Source organism: Sphingobacterium spiritivorum ATCC 33861 (assembly GCF_000143765.1).
GTDB classification, from domain to species: domain Bacteria; phylum Bacteroidota; class Bacteroidia; order Sphingobacteriales; family Sphingobacteriaceae; genus Sphingobacterium; species Sphingobacterium spiritivorum.
The window spans coordinates 487847-509322 of sequence record NZ_GL379771.1 but is presented as its reverse complement, the minus strand read 5'-3'; the positions used below and the strand labels follow the sequence as shown (position 1 = coordinate 509322).

18 protein-coding genes are annotated in these 21476 nt (G+C 40.7%); 9 read left to right on the top strand and 9 right to left on the bottom strand.

What is annotated here, in order from left to right; translation table 11 throughout:
• Positions 1 to 322 precede the first annotated feature (322 nt).
• The 6 genes from HMPREF0766_RS12295 to HMPREF0766_RS12270 all read left to right on the top strand — a co-directional run bounded on the left by HMPREF0766_RS12295 (position 323) and on the right by HMPREF0766_RS12270 (position 9397).
• On the top strand, positions 323 to 3619 hold the full coding sequence (locus HMPREF0766_RS12295; RefSeq protein ID WP_002997649.1) for a SusC/RagA family TonB-linked outer membrane protein: 3297 nt from the start codon (positions 323 to 325) through the stop codon (positions 3617 to 3619).
• Between the two features lie 10 nt (positions 3620 to 3629).
• Entirely contained in the window at positions 3630 to 5369 is a 1740-nt protein-coding gene (locus HMPREF0766_RS12290) for a RagB/SusD family nutrient uptake outer membrane protein (RefSeq protein WP_002997645.1), read from the top strand.
• Positions 5370 to 5435: 66 nt separating this feature from the next.
• Complete coding sequence (locus HMPREF0766_RS12285; RefSeq protein ID WP_236590643.1) at positions 5436 to 6629, top strand: metallophosphoesterase; 1194 nt, start codon at positions 5436 to 5438, stop codon at positions 6627 to 6629.
• A 402-nt stretch (positions 6630 to 7031) separates the two neighbouring features.
• A complete protein-coding gene (locus HMPREF0766_RS12280; protein ID WP_002997639.1) occupies positions 7032 to 7856 on the top strand; it encodes a class I SAM-dependent methyltransferase in 825 nt (274 codons plus the stop codon).
• A 58-nt stretch (positions 7857 to 7914) separates the two neighbouring features.
• A complete protein-coding gene (locus tag HMPREF0766_RS12275; protein ID WP_138944205.1) occupies positions 7915 to 8430 on the top strand; it encodes a hypothetical protein in 516 nt (171 codons plus the stop codon).
• 67 nt (positions 8431 to 8497) lie between these two features.
• The gene (locus HMPREF0766_RS12270) at positions 8498 to 9397 is read left to right on the top strand and encodes a hypothetical protein (RefSeq protein ID WP_002997633.1); all 900 of its coding nucleotides are present in this window, start codon (positions 8498 to 8500) and stop codon (positions 9395 to 9397) included.
• Positions 9398 to 9455: 58 nt separating this feature from the next.
• Here the strand turns inward: HMPREF0766_RS12270 and HMPREF0766_RS12265 are convergent, their stop codons facing one another.
• The 4 genes from HMPREF0766_RS12265 to HMPREF0766_RS12250 are packed head-to-tail and all read right to left on the bottom strand — an operon-like array spanning position 9456 to position 13736.
• Entirely contained in the window at positions 9456 to 10061 is a 606-nt protein-coding gene (locus HMPREF0766_RS12265) for a hypothetical protein (protein ID WP_002997630.1), read from the bottom strand.
• Between the two features lie 14 nt (positions 10062 to 10075).
• On the bottom strand, positions 10076 to 10636 hold the full coding sequence (locus tag HMPREF0766_RS12260; protein WP_002997627.1) for a biliverdin-producing heme oxygenase: 561 nt from the start codon (positions 10634 to 10636) through the stop codon (positions 10076 to 10078).
• A gap of 23 nt (positions 10637 to 10659) precedes the next feature.
• On the bottom strand, positions 10660 to 11361 hold the full coding sequence (locus HMPREF0766_RS12255; protein WP_002997624.1) for an HmuY family protein: 702 nt from the start codon (positions 11359 to 11361) through the stop codon (positions 10660 to 10662).
• Positions 11362 to 11363: 2 nt separating this feature from the next.
• A complete protein-coding gene (locus HMPREF0766_RS12250; protein WP_236590644.1) occupies positions 11364 to 13736 on the bottom strand; it encodes a TonB-dependent receptor in 2373 nt (790 codons plus the stop codon).
• Positions 13737 to 14045: 309 nt separating this feature from the next.
• Between HMPREF0766_RS12250 and HMPREF0766_RS12245 the strand changes: the two genes are divergently transcribed.
• Genes HMPREF0766_RS12245 through HMPREF0766_RS21855 form a run of 3 tightly spaced genes read left to right on the top strand, consistent with a single transcriptional unit; the run spans position 14046 to position 17783 of the window.
• On the top strand, positions 14046 to 14894 hold the full coding sequence (locus tag HMPREF0766_RS12245) for a heme/hemin ABC transporter substrate-binding protein (RefSeq protein WP_002997617.1): 849 nt from the start codon (positions 14046 to 14048) through the stop codon (positions 14892 to 14894).
• Positions 14895 to 14904: 10 nt separating this feature from the next.
• Positions 14905 to 15939, top strand: coding sequence for a FecCD family ABC transporter permease (locus tag HMPREF0766_RS12240; protein ID WP_248676746.1), 1035 nt, complete (start codon positions 14905 to 14907; stop codon positions 15937 to 15939).
• Positions 15940 to 15941: 2 nt separating this feature from the next.
• Positions 15942 to 17783, top strand: coding sequence for a heme ABC transporter ATP-binding protein (locus HMPREF0766_RS21855; RefSeq protein ID WP_002997610.1), 1842 nt, complete (start codon positions 15942 to 15944; stop codon positions 17781 to 17783).
• On the opposite strand, the gene HMPREF0766_RS12230 is transcribed toward HMPREF0766_RS21855, so the two are convergent.
• The 5 genes from HMPREF0766_RS12230 to HMPREF0766_RS12210 form a co-directional block, all read right to left on the bottom strand.
• Positions 17780 to 18742, bottom strand: a complete 963-nt coding sequence (locus tag HMPREF0766_RS12230; RefSeq protein WP_002997607.1) for a helix-turn-helix transcriptional regulator — start codon at positions 18740 to 18742, stop codon at positions 17780 to 17782. The genes HMPREF0766_RS21855 and HMPREF0766_RS12230 overlap by 4 nt on opposite strands.
• Before the next feature lie 62 nt (positions 18743 to 18804).
• A complete protein-coding gene (locus tag HMPREF0766_RS12225; protein WP_002997605.1) occupies positions 18805 to 19131 on the bottom strand; it encodes a nucleotide pyrophosphohydrolase in 327 nt (108 codons plus the stop codon).
• Positions 19100 to 20191, bottom strand: coding sequence for an alpha/beta fold hydrolase (locus HMPREF0766_RS12220; protein WP_002997602.1), 1092 nt, complete (start codon positions 20189 to 20191; stop codon positions 19100 to 19102). Before HMPREF0766_RS12220 ends, HMPREF0766_RS12225 begins: the two co-directional genes overlap by 32 nt.
• Positions 20191 to 20649 (bottom strand): D-aminoacyl-tRNA deacylase, encoded by a 459-nt coding sequence (gene dtd, locus HMPREF0766_RS12215; RefSeq protein WP_002997598.1) that lies wholly within the window; start codon positions 20647 to 20649, stop codon positions 20191 to 20193. The genes HMPREF0766_RS12220 and dtd overlap by 1 nt, the downstream gene beginning before the upstream one ends.
• Before the next feature lie 80 nt (positions 20650 to 20729).
• Positions 20730 to 21392: a helix-turn-helix domain-containing protein gene (locus HMPREF0766_RS12210; RefSeq protein ID WP_002997595.1), complete on the bottom strand. Its 663-nt coding sequence runs from the start codon at positions 21390 to 21392 to the stop codon at positions 20730 to 20732.
• Positions 21393 to 21476: the final 84 nt, after the last annotated feature.

The following is a 21476-nucleotide window of genomic DNA, read 5'->3' as shown; positions in this document are numbered from 1 at the left end:
AAAAGGTGATGAATTTTTGGAGCATGTATGGCCTAATTGATAATATGATCTAAGGTAAGAAATTTTTAAACTGATCCGATAGGAAAAGAGTTGATGTTAAAAAAGTGCAAAAATATGCATTAAAACGCACGTTATTATTTTCATTTTCTATGAAAGACCTATAGTTATTCTTCTTTCTTAATCTTAACTAAACGAAAAGATAATATGTATCAAAAAATTAGTTAATATAAACTTCTTTACTTCGTGACATTATTAGAATCATAAATTTAGTTTGTATATTTAGTATTACTATACCAGTTAAATTTAAAAGAATTTAAAAACTATGAAAAACGAGCCTAAACCAGCTCTTGACCGATATTGGAATCGGTCAAGGATTGCTGTTGCTTCCAGCACCTGTTTTCTGTTGCTAAGCCTGTCATTTCACCCGGAACGAGCCTTTTCAAGCTCCTTTATCAGTGCTTCCGCATTTGTGCAGACACCTGTACGGGGAAAGGTAGCAGATAAAAGCGGAAATCCGCTTGCTGGTGCAACAGTAACAAATCAAAACAGCAAAAAGTCTGTTCAAACAGACGAAAGTGGAACCTTTTCAATTGATGCCCGCCCGGGAGATGTGCTTAAAGTATCTATCATCGGATTTGACGGACAACAGATTACTGTAGGGGAGAGCCGAACGGTTACATTTACCCTTGAAGACAACAGTCAGATACTGGAAGATGTCGTCGTCGTGGGATATGGCAGGCAGAAGAAAGTGAATCTGACAGGAGCTGTCAGTCAGATTGATTCCAAAGTCCTCGAAGACCGCCCGGTCTCCAATGTGACTCAGGCATTGCAGGGCGCTATGCCAAATGTGAATGTTAACTTCTCTAACGGAAGACCCGGAAGTGAGGGTACTGTGAATATCCGGGGATTTGCTTCGATCAACAGTAAGAATGCTTCGCCGCTGATCCTTATTGACGGAGTACCCGGTAGTATCAATAATATCAATCCGCGTGATGTAGAGACTATTACTGTACTAAAGGATGCGGCTGCGGCTGCCATATATGGTGCAAGAGGTGCGTTTGGTGTGATGCTCATTACCACGAAAAAAGGGAAAGCCGGAAAGATGAGTATCAATTACGGTAACAATTTTGCTTTTTCAGGACTTACCGTAAGTACAGATTTTATAACATCCGGATATGATGCTGCTATTCTGAATGATGAAGCTTTCATACGGGCAACGGGTAACAGCTACACCGGATATACAGAAGCGGACTATGCAGAGTTGCTCAAGCGCAAGAACGATCCTTCACTGCCGAGTGTGGTTATTCAGAATCGTAATGGCAAAGATCAGTATGTCTACTATGGAAATACAGACTGGTGGGATTATTTCTATCGGGATGTACAGCCTTCTCAAGAACATGCCCTGACAATGACCGGAGGAACGGATAAAATCGATTTTTATCTGTCTGGAAGATTGTATGAGAAAAAAGGTATCATGCAGTTTAATCAGGATAAGTTCAATTCTTATAATCTGAGAAGTAAGATCGGTGCACAGCTCTCCAAATGGCTGAGAGTAAGTAACAATTCACAGTTGAATTATAAGAATTATACCTTCCCGGGCTGGAACTCCGGAGATAAGCCTGAGGAGTCGAATAATAATTTTATTTCGACTACAGTACATGCACTGCCTTCCTATGTTCCGGTCAATCCGGATGGCACGGCAACCTATCGTACCGAGTTAAATAACTATACGGTAGGAGATGGTATTTTTGCCGATCTGCTGTATGGTAAATCACGCGGAGGCAAGAAAGAACATGAATTTGTCAACCATCTGGAAGGTGTGGCTACCATTATGGATGGTCTTACAGTGACGGGAAATTATACATTCAATTATAACCCTGTTCAGACATTTGTAAGACGTACACAGGTTCCCTGGTCGATTTTTCCGGGAGTGATTAATTACCTTGGAAATGATCGTTTGACAGAAAGACAGATTACCTATACCAAACATGCTATTAACCTATTCGCCAATTACAATAAGACAGTTGGCCAGCACAATTTTGGTGCTGTATTAGGATACAACAGAGAGCAGCAAAAATGGGATGCTATCGGTGGTGTCGTAGACGGACTGCTATCGGAAGACCTGAATGATTTTGATCTGGGATACGGTAATATGCAGACTACCGGCGGAAGCCGTACATGGGCGCTGGAAGGATATTTCGGAAGATTCACATATGATTATGCAGGAAAATATCTGTTTGAGATGAATGGCCGTTATGATGGTACATCCAAGTTTCCAAGTAAGCAGAGATTTGGATTCTTCCCTTCTGTATCTGCAGGGTGGAGAGTAACGGAAGAGTCGTTTGCGGAAAATCTGAAACAGTATGTAAACGAATTCAAACTCCGTGGCTCATACGGAGAGCTGGGAAATGCACAGGAAGCGGATGAATACGGCTACATCTCGTTGATGAACAGTGGCAGGTCCAATTATATCACAGGTGGAGGAAAGACCCAATATATATCTGCTCCAACGCCTATATCCAGTAATCTGACCTGGGAGCGTACCAATACCTTGAACTTCGGGACGGACATGGCTTTTCTCAACAGCCGTCTGAATGTGACCTTTGATTATTTTATCCGCAAGACGCTGGATATGCTGATTCCGGGGCCAACATTGCCGGCTGTATTCGGAGCAGCTACTCCTAAGATGAATGCAGGAGATCTGGAAAACAGAGGCTGGGAACTTGCTGTAGCCTGGAATGATTCCAGAACACTGGCAGATAAACCTTTTAAATATAATTTTTCAGTTGGTCTGTCTGATTCCAAAGCTAAAATTACCCGTTTTGACAACCCTAAAATGTTACTGAGTAACTATTACGTAGGGCAGACGCTGGGTGAAATCTGGGGATATCGCGTAGATGGTTTATTTGCTTCAGATGCAGAAGCTGCCAGCTGGAAAATCAATCAGGACTATGTAGATGCTGTTCGTCTGTCCGCTCCCGGAGAATGGTCTAAGCTCAAAGGCGGGGATGTCAAATTTGTAGATGTCAACGGGGATGGTATTGTGAATCAGGGGGATAATACGCTTAGTAAACCTGGAGATCAGGTAATCATCGGAAATGATCGGGCCCGTTATACATTTGGTGTAAATCTGGGTGCCAGCTGGAATGGATTTGATGTGTCGGCATTCTTTCAGGGGATCGGACGTCAACATTGGTATCCGGGAGCTAATTCAGATAAATTCTGGGGGCCTTATTCCCGACCATATTATTCCTTTGTGCCGAAAGACTTTGCAGACGATGTATGGACTCCTGAAAATCCAAATGCTTACTATCCGCTCATGAGAGGATATATTGCCCTGAACAACAGGGGATCGCTGAATGTGAAAAATGACCGTTATCTGCAGGATCTGGCTTATATCCGGCTGAAAAATCTGACTATTGGCTATAGCCTGAGTGATAAGCTGCTGCAACGTGTCAAAATATCAAGAGCAAGAGTATTCGTATCCGGAGAGAATTTCTGGACAGCGACCAAATTGAGATCCGATTATATTGATCCGGAACAGGCAGCGCAGGAAGTAAACGGCAGATCGTACCCTATTTCCAAGGCATTTTCGTTTGGTATTGACTTAACTTTTTAGGCTTAACATCATGAAACTATATTCATATATTTTAGTTGTTGCAGGATTGATTGCGGTCACTTCCTGTGAAAAAAATTATCTGGATCGCTCTCCGGAGGATAAACTGACTCCGGAAAACTATTTCAGATCAGAAAATGATCTGGCATTATACTGTAATTCGTTTTACAATGCTCTGCCTGATGCAGAGGGCGTATATAATGAGGATATTGATAATATTGTAAAAAATACCCTGCCGGATCAGGTCACGGGTAAGCGTCAGGTGCCGGTGAGTGGTGGTGGCTGGAACTGGGATAATCTGCGGAATATTAATTTCTTTTTAGAGAATTACAACCGAACATTAGCTCCTGAAATAGCGAATAAATACGGAGCAGTAGCCCGCTTCTTCAGAGCCTATTTTTACTTTGATAAAGTCAAGCGGTTTGGAGATGTGCCCTGGTATTCTAAGGCTATCGATCAAAACGATATGGAATCTTTATTGAAGAAAAGAGATTCCAGAACACTGGTAATGGATTCCATTATAGCTGATCTGGACTTTGCCATCGCAAATCTGAGTGCTACCAAATCATCAGAAAAAGTAACCAAATGGACAGCTTTAGCTCTGAAATCCCGTGTAGCTCTGTTCGAAGGTACTTTCCGTAAATACCACACAGACCTGAATTTGCCGGATTCCAAACGTTTTCTGGAGCTTGCAGCATCGGCTTCCAGACAGGTGATGGATGGCAACGTATACAGTATCTATCAGGGAACGGACAATATGGGGTATCAGCAACTGTTTTCGTCTGTCAATGCCATTGATGGTGAGATCATACTGGCCCGTAAGTACAGTGACGGATTGCAGATCTGGCACAATGTCAATTATTATACCATCACGGCTTCCTACGGTAAGCCGGGGCTGAATAAAGATCTTGTCAATACTTATCTGATGCGTGACGGTTCCCGTTTTACCGATAAACCTGGATATGCAACGATGTCCTTCTATCAGGAAACACAGAATCGTGATCCGCGTCTGTCGCAGACCATCCGCACACCGGGATATAAAAGAATCGGTGGTACAGCGGTGCAAACACCTAATTTTGGTAATTCGGTGACGGGTTATCAGCTGATCAAATTCGTTGGGGATGTCAGATATGATTCCTATAACCGTTCTGAAAATGATATGCCTTTGTTTCGTTATGCTGAAGTACTTCTAAATTATGCAGAAGCAAAAGCCGAACTGGACGATCTGTCTCAGGCTGATATTGACAGATCTGTCAAATTACTTCGTGACCGCGTGTCTATGCCCAATATGCTGCTTTCAAATGCAACAGCTAAACCTGATGCTTATCTCATGGCACAGTACCCGAATGTAAAGGGAAGCCAGGCAGGTGCCGTACTGGAGATCCGTCGTGAAAGAAGAATTGAGCTGGTGATGGAATCTTTCCGCTGGGATGATATAATGCGCTGGAAAGTTGGCCCAGTTCTGACACGTCAGTTTAAAGGGATGTATTTTCCTTCAACCGGACAGTTTGATCTGGATGGAGACGGCAAGATGGATGTGTGGATATATGAAGGAAATAAACCTACAGCCTCCGGCATTCAGCTTTTAAAACTGGGAAGTGAGATCATATTGGAAAACGGAACTTCGGGTAATGTAATTGTCAATGCACATATTGCAAAAGTATTTGATGAAAAGAAAGATTACCTCTGGCCGATACCGACTCAGGAGTTGCAACTGAATGAAAATTTGGTTCAGAATCCATTCTGGGAATAGCTATATTTGAATAACCTAAAAGACCGGTTTATAACCAGCCGGTCTTTTTGATACCTTAAATCTATTATGAATACAAGAAGATATTTTCTAAAATCAATGGGCGTTGCTTCGGCAACATTTGCGTTATCTGCTTATCAGCAGGCATTCGCACAGACTATACAACAACAGGATTTTAATTTTCGCGTCAGACCTTATCTGCAGGATCTGCAGGGAGATCGGGTGACAGTGATGACCCATATCAATCGTAAGGGCTTTACCTGGCTGGAAGTCAGAGCACAAGGCGAACAACAGTTTCGGAAAGTAGTGCAGTCCGAAGACGGACTTATTAATGCCAATACCCTCAGTACGGTGCTGACTATACACGGTCTTCAACCCGGAAAGACATATGAGTATCGGGTATATGCAAAGGAAATCCTCACATTTGAAGCCTACAAAGTCGTTTATGGCAAAGAGATAAGCAGTCCCTTATATACATTTAAAACCCCGGATGCAAATAGTCAAACTACATCCTGTGTAATTTATAATGACGTACATGGAAGAGCACATTCCTACGGACAGTTGCTGGATAGTGCAGGTAAACCGGAATTTGATTTTGCGATTCTGAATGGCGATATGTTTGATTACGTTACTAATGAAGAAGATCTTTATGATAAATTGCTTACTCCACTGGGAGAGCGGTTTGCCAGCGAAAAACCGTTTTTTATGTTGAGAGGTAATCATGAAACAAGAGGTGCTTATTCAAGAGATTTTAAAAACTTTTTCAGATATGAGGATAATACATATTACGGAACATTTCGCAGAGGGCCGGTCTCCTGGCTGATGCTGGATACCGGAGAGGATAAACCGGATACAGCAGAAGTTTATGCCGGCGTAGTGGACTTTGATCAGTATCGTATTGATCAGGCAAAATGGGCTGAAAAAATAATGGCTTCAGATGCATTCAGAAAGAGCACTTTTCGGGTAGTAGTTATGCATATTCCGCCGTTTTATTCCGGAGAATGGCATGGACCAATGGAAGTACAACGTTTATTTGCGCCCTTATTTGATAAATATAAAGTGGATGTCGTGATCAGCGGACATACCCATACTTACGGGTTTCATGAAGCTACGGCCAAGCACTCCTATCCTGTCTTTATAGGTGGCGGACCTAAAGAGGGAAACCGTACACTTATTCATGTTAAGGCGGATAACCGGAAACTGGAAGTAAATATGATTCTGGATAACGGTACCAACGTCGGGACATACAGCAAAACACGCTGATAAAAACTTTTTAAAAGCACAAAACAACGAAGGGATATCTGCATCAGATATCCCTTTTTTTATAGCACAATAATGATTACTGTGTTATTGTTATTTTGGTTTACTAATAACGGATTCCGTTATCTGATATTGTATAGCGGATATGAGGAATCTCAAGGAGTTTAATCGAATTGAATAATTTTTTATATTTTCTCTCTGCCTAATGCTTATTTAGTAAATGTATTAATACGATGTTAGCTGTAGTCTTTTTGTTTTAAATTACTATCTTTACCACATTCTATACTAAGTAGACATATCATCAAACCTTTATCCTAAAGGTTCTTTACAACTGATATATACAGTTGCGGTTTCCTATTTATATCATTTTATTTTTAATTGGGCGTTTTCTACGCAAAACTTAGTATGAGAAAAACTAATTTAATCAGTTCATCTATTGAACGTTTTTATAATAAAGCATCCGAAGAGGACAGACTTTCTAAAGGAATGGGCATCTTCGAATTTGAGAGGATTAAATCCCTCATGGAATTACATTTAAAACCACAATCTATCATTCTTGATATTGGTGGAGGTACAGGAAAATATTCCGAATGGTTATCAAAATTGCAACATCAGGTTTATTTGGTAGAACCTATTGACAAGCATCTTCATATTGCAAAAGAAAGATCCAGTAAGCTAAAGAATAAGTTTCAGGTTATCAAAGGCGAAGCCCGTAAACTGGAATTTCCGAATAATTTTGCAGATGTGGTTATCTTACATGGACCTCTGTATCATCTACAAAAGGAAGAGGATCGGCTTCTTGTGATAAAAGAAGCAAAAAGAGTTGTAAAAAAGGGCGGAATTATATTGGGCTTCGGGATTAATTTCACAGCTTCTACTTTAGCAGGATTATTAAACGGACTCATTTACAAACCCTCTTTTCTTGAAATGTGCAAAAGTGAATTATTGACCGGAATCCATAATCCTCCGGATGATTTTCCTTGGTTGTTGGCAGAAGCATTTTATCATAAACCCTCAGAATTTAAAAATGAATTTTTAAAATGTAATTTAAAGATTGAGAAGATATATGCTGTTGAAGGAATTATTTGGCTTGACAGTAATTTCTTTGCTAATATGTTGGATGAAGGAAGAAAGAAAGTGCTGAAAGAGCTTTTGTCAACAACAGAGAATGAAGAATTCTTATTGCCTTTTAGCCCTCATATGATGATTGTAACCACAAAAGAAGTTTAATTTTAGTAAGAAAATGGGTTGTATTCTTCATCAATGATGGAAAATCTCTAATGGAAAAGTGAATTTTCTATTAATGAAATTCCCGGATAAGTTCAGAATAATCGGATTTGAACCGGCGAATGTGAATGTTAGTAATCTTAGCCATTTTTCAAAAGCATTAATTTTTAACTCTCAAAAAAATAATGAGATTTTTGTAATTGATGATTTACCATTAATGTGGAATGTAGATCAAAATATATTATCCGGAACGCCAGATTTTTACTGGGAAGTTTATCAAAAGTTTCAAAATTTCTGGTTGAATAATACGGAAAAGAATGAAATTGCAAATTTTGATAATGATAGAATTTATTATCCAAATAAGTCTCATGGTGTAGATATGGTTAGGGTATCGGGCACGAATAATTACTATGTGCGATTAAAGACGAGGACAACTATTAATGCAAATAATGATTATCAGGATGAGATTATTTTGTATCCTATTAAATTAGCGGATATTCCAAAATACAAATTTACAACAGAGTTTCTGGTCAGTATACCGAATACAGACGGCGCACAGATTGGCCCTGCATTTTAAAAAAATCTAAAGCATGGATACATTCGTTTATTGTTGTATATTCATGCTTTAGTTTATATAGTCTCAAATGGTGTCGAAAGCGATAAAATCTCTTTATTACGTACTGTTACTACTGTTCTCTCTTACAGTAACCCGTACTGTAGTATCCGCGCAGAACAATATTGATATTTCTGTTTACCCTAAGGTCGATCTGATTAACAGCAACTGGTCTATCGCCGGAAATATGGAAGGTAAGAATCCGAATATTCTTTCGGAGCTGACCTGGAAGGATAATGTGGCATGGGGTGCAGGGGGCCGGTTTTCTGTAATTTTACACCCGCGAATTAAACTCTCTTTACAGGCCGAACATAGCTTTATTGTATCCGGTACTGTTCGCGATGTGGATTATTCCGGAGACAACAGAACGCTGGTCGATAGAGATATGACATACGATAGCGGAGAAGGGAATATGTCTTTTGCGACGCTGCAACTCAATTATTTGCTCTGGAGAGGCGGTATAGATGTGGAAGGTTATGTATTTCCTCAATATCAGTATACCTCATTGACGATGATCGATCCTACTCTGGATCTCAGAAGTACATATAAAAGTAAGCTGCTGGGAGGCGGTATAGGTCTAAAGTTGGGCAAAGTGATAAATCCAAAATGGAAAATGTCGTTAAGTCCGCAGTTTGCCTTAAATAAGTATACTGCTGTCGCCAATTGGAATCTGAGAGAGGAATTTGCCCATCCGGTGAGTTTTAAACACAAAATAGGTGCTCCTCAATGGTCCGGAGTATTTGATGTGACTTACAGCCCTTCGTCTAAACTATACTTTTTGGCTTCTGCACGATACAATAGTCTGCTAAATGCTAAAAATGGTACAGATCAGTTATTTTATTCAAATGGAGAATCGACACATACCCGATTAAATGAAGTCGGATCTTCTGTTGCTACATTTTCTTTAGGTGCCGGTATTTTGCTGTACTAATAAAATAAAAAGGGAGTTGTATATTGCTTACAACTCCCTTTTATGAAATAGATTCGGATTACTTTGCGTATTTCTTGTATTTAATAGTATAAGTCCCTACACTATTAGCTGCTACTACTTTTTCTGCCTGTAGTACATAGATTTCATCTGCTTTTTCTGAAAACTCAGAACCTTTATAGAAGACAACATAACGATTTTCAATTGATTTTACTTGATATGTGACTCCATGATCATAGCTTAACCATATAGCAGGATCAAAATTTGGCATTGGAATTTTGCTAAGATCAACCCCTATAGAACTGACTAACTCAAATTTGGTGTTTTTTAGTATGTCTAACGTAATGTTATCAATCGATGTTCCCGTTTTATCTAGATAACCAAGTTTATATGTATTAGGATGAGAAGATCTTAATGAGGCACCAAACATACCTGACAAATTAATTGTACTGTTAATACTATCTGTCTTAGTATTTGTATTAAGATTGTAAAATCCTTTTGCAGATGCAGATGCAACAATTGTAGCTGTTTGCACAGTTGCTTTACTGTCTTCGAGTACTACCGGTTTAATCTCTTTATCATCATCTGAACAGGAACTAAATCCAAAAGTTGTTAACGCTAAAAGTGAAATAGCAAAGCTATGTTTAAAGGTTTGAGTAAATTTCATTTTTTTAAAATTATTTAGGATAAGATATTTGCATTAAAAGTTTGTCCGAAAGAAGAAAAGGTTTGCTGAGCTGCAGTAATAGCTTCTTCTATAGCTGCCTCTTCTGTTACTTCCGCATTGATGATTCCGGTAAACTTAGCCCAGTTCTGGTGCGATTGTTCCCCATAACCATTGAAGAAATTAAAACCTGTTTCAATGCCTCTTTGTTGCAGCATTTTCACAATATAGGGTCCGCCCATAATGGATCCTTCCAGTACATATAGAGCGCCTATAGCCTGTGTTGCATTATGGAGAGAAGGAAGAACCACTGAAGGAAGTTCTGTCAGCGATCCGCCCAGCGCTTCAATATCCTGTGCAATATGAGATGCATTTCTTCTCACAGCATAATAAGGTTTCAGGCTTTCCGGTAGTAAATGGTCGATCTGCTGTTCAATCCCCGAAAAGAATACATAGAAATGCTTTAGCACATCAGCATAGTCTGCGTTGTTTTCAATAGCTTTTAGCTTATATACAACCGTTTTTTCTAATTCCTGGTGACCTTGCTTTGTCGCTTCTTTGATTTGCTCGTTTAACATATCGTATTAATTTTTAGAATAAATTACTTGGTTTTTAAATTTTTGGAACCGTCTTCCTGTACGAAATACTTGAATGTAAAGTATGGTGCAGGCCAGTTCAGATCAGTGACAGCCGGCGGATTGCCTTTATAGATATTGACAATCTGTAGTTTGGCATATTTCCCGTTTGTTAATCTGATCACATAAGTTCTGTTAGGTACTACAGCTACCAGATGATTAGTTAGATTATAATTATACCAGCCCTGAGAATCCTCATTTCCTATCATTCCGAAATCATTGAGTTGACTTTTGTCAAAGTCCGCATCACTGGGAGCCGTATTCACTCTGTCATAGGATTCTTTGACCAGTATCACCTTATGTCGTGATGTATTGCCAGCTGCGGGATTTCCATTTAACTGACCATTATTCACATACAGCGTACTGTTGTATAAGCCGGAGAAAGCAATATCCCAATCCGTGCCTTTGATGTATTTGGCTGAATCGGCTGCTGTCTTTAACCAGGTTTGTTTCTGATCCGAAAGGCGGAAGAGAAAAGTATGAAAATCACGTTTTTCCTTCCCGGGAGCACTGTTCCCTACGGAGGCATCTACATCTCCTGCCAGGTCAGTAATCACTGTACTGGTACCATCACTCAGTTCAACATTGGGGCCGTCATTGGATTTGGAACAACCTGTCCATAGGATCACTGCTGTAAAGCAAATAATAGCGTATCTGAATTTGTTCATTATTAGTGTTTTATTAATCTGTAAGATACCCCTGCAATCAGGGTCCTTCCGACCTGACCGGGGATGAGATAATTTATGTAGTTGGATAAGTTTTCCCCGTTCAGCCGGATTGTCAACGGTAGCTTATCAAATTTCTTTTCTATAGTTGCATTATAAAGGATATGATCATTGACAAATACATCATATCTGTCTATAAACTGGTTGCCGTTTGCATCTCCGAAAGGATAGCGCCCTCTGAAATTAGCTCTGAGGTTGAGGGTCAGATTCCAGGGTTTGAAGGTATACATAAGCCCCAGATTGAATTGATGTCTCGAGCGGTTTTCGAGTCCCCAATAATCCTTTGTAGTAGGAGCGTAGGAGTTACCTGTAGCTGGGTCGTGTATATTCTGATTGTAGGGCCAGTTCCCTGCACGAATACTGTCTTCTACACTCAGATCTTTAGCGATAAGGTATTGATAGCCGGCATTGACTGTCAGATTCTCTAAAGGTTGAGCTGTAACCGTTATATCAAAACCTTTGTTGACTGATTCTGGCAGATTCTGGTACGAATAAACGGCCATATTCCGTGTTCCGGTAGCGACCTGTATGCTGTTGATCTGGTTTTTGAGTTTATGGTGAAAATAACTGCCTTCTACCGTATATTGTTTACTGATCTGCCAGGTAAATCCGGCATTGAACGATGTATTCTTCTCTGCCTGAAGATTGCGGTCTAATTGATTGACTACATATTTTCTGATCTCCGAGATTTCGCCGGCTTCTTCCATTTTTGTCAATGTTTCCCGTAATACTTCATTACCTATGACATAATAGTTGGCCGCCGGGTTATAGAATACTTGATATCTTGATTTAAAGTCGGGCGCTTTAAAACCGCTTCCGATACCAGTTTTCAGAATTAGCTGAGGAACTACGGTATACTGAAGTCCCAGGCTGGGACTTAGTTTTCCGCCAAATCCTTCCGTATAATCATAGCGCAGTCCTGCTGTCAGCCTGAGCTGCTCCAGAAGTTCTTTGTTGCCTTGAGAATAAGCAAAGTAAGAGTTCTGGCTGCGTGCTGCAAAGTTATTGACAGCTTCCATATGTTCCTGATTAAATCCGGCTCCGAAAGTTGCATTAAAAGTTTCACTGTTATATGCTACCTGCTGTTCCAGTCGGTGGATGTACTGGCTAAATTTATCATTTGTCAGTGTTGCCTGCTGTTGCTGCGTCCTGACATTGATATCAGACTTATAGTAAGAAAAATAATAGGTTGACAATGATTTCCACTGTTCATTAAATCTTTTGTCAAAATAAACCGAAGTGTTGAAATCATATTCGCGTTGTCTGTCTTCTGTAGCATAATCCTGACTGTAGACCCGCGTCATATCCGAAGATCGGGTATTCAGTCTGGCATTCCATCCGATGTGCTGCTGATCACTTGCGACCTGATGGCGCACTTTTCCCTGGACAGCCATGTTAGTATACGGAGGAACGCTAGTTCCCCCTTCCATATATTGTTTATTGTTATTAAATCCATTGGTGTGATAATAATTTGCAGATACAAGAGCAGAGCCCTTACCGTTGTTAAATGATGTTTCTCCTTCCAGTGTGGCATCCAGAATCTGGAAACTTCCATAGTTGAGGCTGGCATGCAATTGAGGGGTGATCGCTCCCAGACGGGTAATAATATTAATGGCACCGCCCAAAGCATCGCTGCCGTAAAGACAGGAAGAAGCCCCTTTTATAATTTCTATGCGTTCGATATTGGCTACCGATATGCGGGACAGATCAAAATTTCCGGAGTTGCGCCCCAGCATGGGCTGTCCATCGATCAGGATCATAATATACTGACTTGAGAATCCCTGCATCTGCACACCTACAGAGCGTGCACCACCGGAAGTATTATTTACAATAGCAATACCGGTCTGTTCTTTCAGTATCTCATCCAGTCTTCTGCTACCCATCAGTTCGATCGTTTTGCGATCTATTACCGTTACAGGCATGGCCGCATTGGCAGGATCTATAAGCGTCGGTCTGGCTTTGTTAGTTTGTGTGATGGCGACCTCATCCAATACTTTGTTTGACTTTCTAAGTACAAATTCGCGCTGGCCACCACCTGTACCCGCTATGTATACCGACCCGGTATCGGTGACGAAACCAATGGCTGATATACTGTACTGATAGGTGCCCTGAAAAAGCTTGTTAAACCTAAATACTCCTTTTTCATCTGCTGAACTAACAATATGATCCGGCTCCAGAATCACAGATGCACGAGACACAGGATGACGGGATTCATCAAGGATTACTCCTGTGAATATGCCTTTTTTCTGGGCTTGTGCAAGCTGTATGTTTCCTGCAACAGACATCATAATGAGAATAAAAGAAATAAAATACTTCAATTTTTATTTGTAATAAATCTAAATAACTTTGCAAGTATCATCAAACTTTGGCATAAAGTATTTATGTTATCTGTAATTTTATTTGTTTGTTGTGTATTTTATTTTGTTCAAATCGTATTTTATTGTTTTGGGTAGAGGAACTTGTATTGTTTGTAAATAATTGTTTGTCAGTTTGTTATCATTAAAATTTAATTGTTTTCACATCCTCTTTCAGATGTATTCTTATGCAGTAATCTATTTGGAATTGGTTTAAATAAAGAGTTGCTTTGTTCTATTCAAATACATAAAAAATATCAAAATCATAGAAATATGCAGAGGTTAAACATTTTTTTTATTGCACTTATACTGGTGTTTTCCGGGGAGGTAAGTCTTGCTCAGCAATCTGTGCCCAAACGTATTGTCAGTCTCAATGGTACGCTTACAGAGGTCGTGGATGCACTCGGATTAAGTAAATCTATTGTTGCTACAGATGTGACAAGCGATTATCCTGCCTATGTAAAGTCTCTCCCAAAAGTGAGTAAGAACAGATCTGTATCTGCAGAGGGCGTATCTGCATTTCGTCCGGATTTGGTACTAGCTATAGAAGGTGAACTTAATCCTGATGTTCAGAACCAGTTAAAAGCACTGAAAATACGGGTAGCATTAATAAAGCAGGAATTTACGGTTAATGGCGTAGTGCAGTTAGTGAAATCAGTAGGCAGCGCTGTAAATATGAGTACGCAGGCTAATACTCTGGCGACACAATTGCAGAAGGATATCAATCAGGCCGTTGCCGCCTCGAAATCCAAAAAACCAGTAAAGACAATGTTTGTCTATGCGCGCGGTGCCGGAGCGATGAGTGTGGCCGGAGATAATACAGCCGTCGACGCTGTTATTAAACTGGCCGGAGGTCAGAATGCATTGAAAGGTTTCACCGGATTCAAAACGTATAACACGGAAGCATTAGTAGCAGCCAATCCGGATGCTATTTTACTATTTGACTTTGGTCTTTCCAGTCTTGGTGGAAAAGAAGGTATTCTCAAAATGCCGGGAATCAATCTGACAACAGCCGGTAAAAACAAACGGATTGTGACGATGGACGCCACATTGCTTAATAATTTCAGCATTCGTCTGCCACTTGCGATCCGTACATTGCACGAGAAAATATCGGCTAATTAGTATGTCCGGAATGAAATATATCCTGATTTACAGTTTGCTGAGTATACTGCTGATTCTGGTACTGATATTTTCCCTGGGTATGGGATCTATACGTATCCCGAGTCAGGATGTGGTCGTGATCCTCTTACAGAAGCTGCATCTTTTTTCCGACAGACCGATGGATGAACTGAATGCAAATGTTATCTATCAGATACGTCTGCCACGAATTTTGCTTGGTGTACTGGTTGGAGCAGCATTGGGTGTCAGTGGGGCTGCTATACAAGGTGTATTCCGAAATCCGCTTGCCGAACCGGGCCTTATGGGTATCTCTACAGGCGCTTCACTATTTGCAGCTATTGTCATTTCTTTTGAGGCTGCGCTTGCAGCAGCTGTATCTGCAACATTCAATTCGTATATGCTGGCTTTTGCGGCTTTTCTGGGAGCCTCATTAGCGGTGTTCTTTGTATACCGCATTTCTATTACGGATGGCAAACCTCATATTGCAACCATGTTATTGGCCGGAATTGCTATTAATGCATTTGCAGGAGCACTTACGGGATTACTGAGTTACCTGGCGACAGAGCAACAGCTTCGTTCCATTACCTTCTGGTCTCTGGGTAGTCTGGCCGGGGCAAACTGGGATAATATAAAAGTTTTATTTCCTTGTGTGCTCCTTCCCATACTAGCTTTACCCTTCTTCGGGAAGAAGTTGAACGTATTTGCCTTAGGTGAATCGCAAGCGGAGATGATGGGCGTCAATACCGGAAAGTTAAAGGTACTGGTGATTACTTTTTCTACATTGGCTGTAGGAGCTGCGGTCGCCTTTTCGGGCGTTATCAGCTTTGTAGGACTGCTGGTTCCACATGCTATACGTCTTGTAGGGGGAGTTGATAATCGCTATGTGCTGGTAGGTTCGGCACTGGCAGGAGCGCTGGTTCTTACTTTGTCAGATCTGGTCGCACGTACCATTATTCAGCCGTTAGAACTTCCTATAGGAGTGATCACGGCGCTGTTGGGTACACCTGTGTTTTTATATATATTGATTAGGGATAAAAGTAAAATGTAAGTATGATGATGTTGCAGGCACATTCTTTATCTTATCAGGTCAAAGGAAGAACCATTGTCAGGGATGTTGATTTTTCCGTTTCTGAAGGCGAGTTCTTAGCGATCATCGGAGCAAACGGGGCAGGGAAGACATCTTTGCTTCGTCTCATTGCCGGTGATCTGAAACCTTCGGATGGCGAACTGTTATTCAAAGGCAAGCCGGTAAAGAATTACAATTTGAAAGAACTGGCTTTGCACCGGGCCTTGCTTCACCAGTCGAATGCTATGAGTATGCCTTTTACTGTCGAAGAAATTGTAAGAATGGGGCGTTATCACCTGTCAACTTCAGTCGAACAACACGAGGTAGCGGTAGCAGAGACCATGAAAATATGTGCCGTAGATCATCTCGCAGATCGTAAGATCCAGCAATTATCCGGAGGGGAGCAGCAACGTGTACATCTGGCACGCGTATTAGCACAGGTATGGGATCAGAAGAATGTATTGCTTTTATTGGATGAGCCCATCAGCAGTATGGATATGCAGTTTCAGCATAAAACACTGGCTATTGCAAAGGCACTCACAAAAGTGGGGTTTACGGTTGTGGCAATTCTGCATGAGCTTAATCTGGTTGCGCAATATGCAGATCGTGTACTGATGATGAAATCAGGCCGGAAGTGGTGGGACGGGGCGCCTATGGAAGTCCTTACTCCGCAAAATATATTTACCATATTTGGCGTACATGCTCAGGTTTCTATTATCCCTGAAACCCTGACACCTCGTATAGATCCGCTGACAGTCGAATTTACGGCTACAGCATTCAATTCAAATTATAAACACTATCAAAATATGGAACTTAAATTAAAATACGAAGCATATAAAAAAGAAAACCCTAAAGCACGGATCTACGATTGTGCCAAAGCTTTGGGGGTAAGTGAAATGCAATTGTTGCTGACCCAGCTTTCGGAAGATGTCGTTCTGTTACAGCCTGAAATGCTTTCTATTTTGCAGGAAATAAATCAGCTTGGTTACGTGATGGCCCTGACCCGCAATGAAAGCTGTGTACATGAACGTAAAGGTGTATATCCCGTACCCACAGCGACAGATCATGTGCTGTTATTCAATGACGAAGATATAGACCTGCGTATATTTCTGAGCCAATGGCAATACGCATTTGCCGTACGGATGGGCGCACTCTACGGTTTGCAGTTTTTTGATCAGAACGGTACGGCTGTACACAAAATATATCTGACGGAGGAGAGCGATCATAAAGCCTACCACCGTCTGGTAGCCAGATTTAAAGCTGAAGATCAGCGTTACTTCACATTGGAATCAGAAAAGGAATATGTAGATGTTCATATCCCGGATACGGAAGTGGATGTAACTGGATTTCAAAAGGACTGGTTAGCTATGAAGGACAGCCATGAATTTTTTGGAATACTAAGAAAATATAATCTCAAACGTACGCAGGCTTTGCGTCTGGCTCCTGAAGGCAGAGCTAAGCAAATAGAAGTAGAGTATTTGGCTGAACGTATAGAATCTGCCAGTACTTTACAGGTGCCGTTGATGATCTTTGTTGCCAATAAAGGTTGTATTCAGATCCATACAGGACAGGTAGACAAGGTCGCAAAGATGGCAAACTGGTTTAATGTGCTCGATCCCAAGTTTAATCTTCATCTGAATATGGATCAGATCAAAGAGGTCTGGATCGTAAGCAAACCTTCCACAGACGGAGATGTACATGCCCTCGAGGCCTATGACAGTCGTGGCGAACTGATTGTTCAGATTTTTGGAAAACGTAAACCTGGTGTGGAAGAATTACAGTCGTGGCGGGATTTGGTAGCTGTCAGAGAGGGAAGTACGTATTAACCTCTGACAAGTTCACTCGGAAGAATTCCGTAATATTTTTTGAAAGCATGTGTGAAGCTGGCCTGGTGTTTAAAACCCACTTTTATCCCCACTTCATACATGTTTTTTTGTTCCTGTATAATTAAGCGCTTGGCCTCCTCCATACGGATACGTGTGATGTAATTGTATATTGTCGTACCGAAATGCTGCTTAAATCCGTTCCTGAGTTTAAATTCATTCAGCAATACCAGTTTTGAAAGTTGCTTGTGTGTAGGCGGGCTGACAAACTGATTTCTCAGTATACGCAATACTTCTTCCAGTTTCTGTATATCTTCTGCCCTGAGGCTGTCATCCAGCTTCCCTCCCACATGATTGAACTGCTCAAACTGCAGCATAATCAGTTCCAGTACCCGGGCATTGACAAAGATCTGCTTGAGCTCATTTTTGGTCGTTGTGGTGCGCAGATCTTCTATGATCTTGATCATCTCTGCAGTAGCAAAGAGATCATCCTCTACGATAGAAGTAACTGTTTTGCTTTTCATACGCTCTTTGAAAAGCGCATGTAAAGGACTCGGGATAGTCACCAGATTATTGTAAAACTCCGGTGTCATAATCAGCAGAAAATACAGGAATTGCTGTCCCGGCTCTACCTCATGTTCTTCGTAAAGAGAGGGAATATAACGAATATTATGCTTACTGAAGGTATAACCTCTTCCGGAATCATTTTTGGAAAGAATAAACTGGCTGACAATAGCCTCACTGTCAATTTCGGATATAATTTTGCTCTGTTGTGCAAATCTCATGTCGGCCTGCAGGATAAAGATACCCCGGCTTAAAATCTGATACGTAGAGATATCAATCGGGAACTTGTTGATGGCTATATGTTTTTCCGAAATTGCGGTCTGGGCAAGCGGATGCTCGGGCAGTTCCTCCCAGAATAACCATTCGTTATGTTCTTTTATTTTAGCCTTGATAACCATCCTTATCTACAAATATAATCTATTTGTATTTATTCTAAATAAATCCGGCTGTTAAAACTTTGTTACTTGAGCTTTTCGTTGTTTTTATGGCGGTCAGCATCCCGTATAGATTTCTTTTCCAGGTTCTTTTCCAGGGCATCCGTCAGATCTATTCCTGTTTGATTTGCCAGACACATAAGCACAAACAGGACATCAGCCATTTCGTCCGCCAGATTCACTTCCTTATCTGATTTCTTAAAAGACTGCTCTCCGTATTGCCTGGCCATTATCCGGGCCACTTCACCTACTTCTTCCATCAGCATAGCTGTATTGGTCAGTTCATTAAAATAGCGGATTCCTGTGGTATTGATCCATTGATCAATGGTCTCCTGTGCTTCTTTGATCGTCATGATAGTGTTGATTTAAAAATTCAATAATATCCTTTGTAAATAGTTTTGGTTGTTCAAAATGAATATTGTGTTCAATGCCCGGATACCTTTTATGTGTAACCCAGGGTTTGAACTGTTTTGTAAATATACGGTTCTCCTCATCGAATGGTAATGGATCAGTATCCGAACAGGCTTCCATAAGTAATACAGGGACACTCAGGTTACGATAGATAATCATCGGATCTATAGACGTTACAGAACGGGCAAACATGGGACTCTTGCTGGGTCTAAGCACTATGTTTTTGAAATCTTCTGCTGTGGAAAGCCCCAGAAACGGTTCCAGATCTTTATAAATAATCCACTTGTCCTGTTTATTTCTGGAAATCCAGGACAGGAGTTCAAATTGTGAGGACTGATCCGTTGAATCTTTTAAAAAATCAAAAGCAGCCTGTTGGGAGTCAAACTCCTGCAGGTAAGGATTGCTTTGTGCAGAAAGAGCAGTCTGTTTTTGAATAAGGCTGTCTAATGTAGCATCACTGAGTCTATGAAAGTAACTGTTAAAGGCGACAGTGCCCCCTTCTTCAAGAATAAGCCCGCGAACGCTGGAAGGATAACTGTCATAAAAGGCTGTCGCTATGTAAGCACCTCTTGAAAACCCGCCGATATACGCTTTTGAAATGTTTAATTCGTTCAGGAGAAAATGTACATCATCTGCCGCATGATAAAGGGATACTTCATGTGCCGGAATCGGAGTCTGCCCGTGTCCGTAATAATCGATCGCAATGACAAAATATCCTGCATCTGCCAGCTGAGGGGCGATAGACATCAACTCATATGCATTTGTCAGACTGCCGTGCAGCCATACGACAGCCGGATTCTTGGGGTCGCCCCAGCTGAGATAATGAAGACGTACGTTTGGAGTTTGTATATAATTACCGTGTCTGGCTTCATAGGCGGTATAAAGCTGATGTGCCTGAGTATATGAGCTCAGGCCAGTCTGTTGCTGAGCTGTGGCAACCAGATGAGCACATATCAGGGCCATGAACAGGAGTAAAGGCTTCAGACAGATCTGAGATGACATTAGAAATTATCTTTATCCTGTGTATTCATAATGATCGTCACTGGTCCGTCATTGCGAAGGTCAATTTTCATATCAGCACCGAAAATACCGCATTGTACTTTTTTGCCTAGCAGCCGGGAGAGAAAGGCAGACATAGCTTCGTACATCGGAATAGCTTTATCCGGACGTGCAGCGCGTATAAAGGATGGTCTGTTCCCTTTTTTAGTCTGTGCAAATAAAGTGAACTGGGAGATGAGCAAAATATTGCCATTAATATCCTGTACAGATTTGTTCATAAGCCCGTTTTCATCAGAGAAAATCCGCAAATTGACAAATTTCTGTGCCATCCATTTCATATCCTCTTCCGTATCTGCATCCTCGATACCAATCAGGATCAACAGACCCTGATCAATTTTTCCGGTGACGGCATCTGCTACTGTACATGATGCCTGTGTTACACGTTGTATTACTGCTCGCATCCTGCAATATTAATAAAAATCATAAGACAAGCATTCAAAAGAAACAATACCCGACGAGTTTTTAAACAAAACCCGACTAATCAGGGTATCTGATTGTACCTGCCTTCCAGTTTCCAGAAGTCACTCAGCTGCTCGATAGATACCGGTTGAGATTTCCATTCATTAAGGACAAGAGAGATTTCTGTTCCGTTTTGTTGAAATTTACCAATGAAAAAATCTTCTTTGCTAAAGTATAAGCCAAATTTGTCAGTCAGTGTATGAAGATTGTCGACCTGCAACATACCGAAGAACAGAATATTGTTTTCTTCATTATTAGCTTCTATATGTTTGGGAATAAAGTGACTGTTTTCTACAGCGAGATAATTTTCCTGACCGTAGAGAGGAAAGAAAATTTTGGGAATACTTTCCAGATTATGATGTAATTCTTTCGCTAGAAATACCCGTTCACGGGAAAGGAAAGGAATACCTGCTAAATTTTTTGGTGGAGCAATAGATGTATTTGCTTCAAAATAGTCGTTGAAGTTGAGAATTTCATTTACAGATAGCTTTTTGTCGATCAGATTGCTCAATGGTATGCTAAAATAATTTGCAATTTTGAGCGCAATGTCTATTTTTGGTTCAGCCCGCATTTCTTCATACGAGGAAATGTTACCTCTTGTTAAGTTAAACAATTCTGCAAAAGCCTGCTGACTGAGGCCTTTTACGTTTCTTAACTTTTTAATATTATAACCTATATTCGACATTTTTTGAAAAAATATGTAAAATTAATTTGCAAAATATTTTTGCATTATTTAACTTTATGCAAACAATATGTGCAATATATAAAA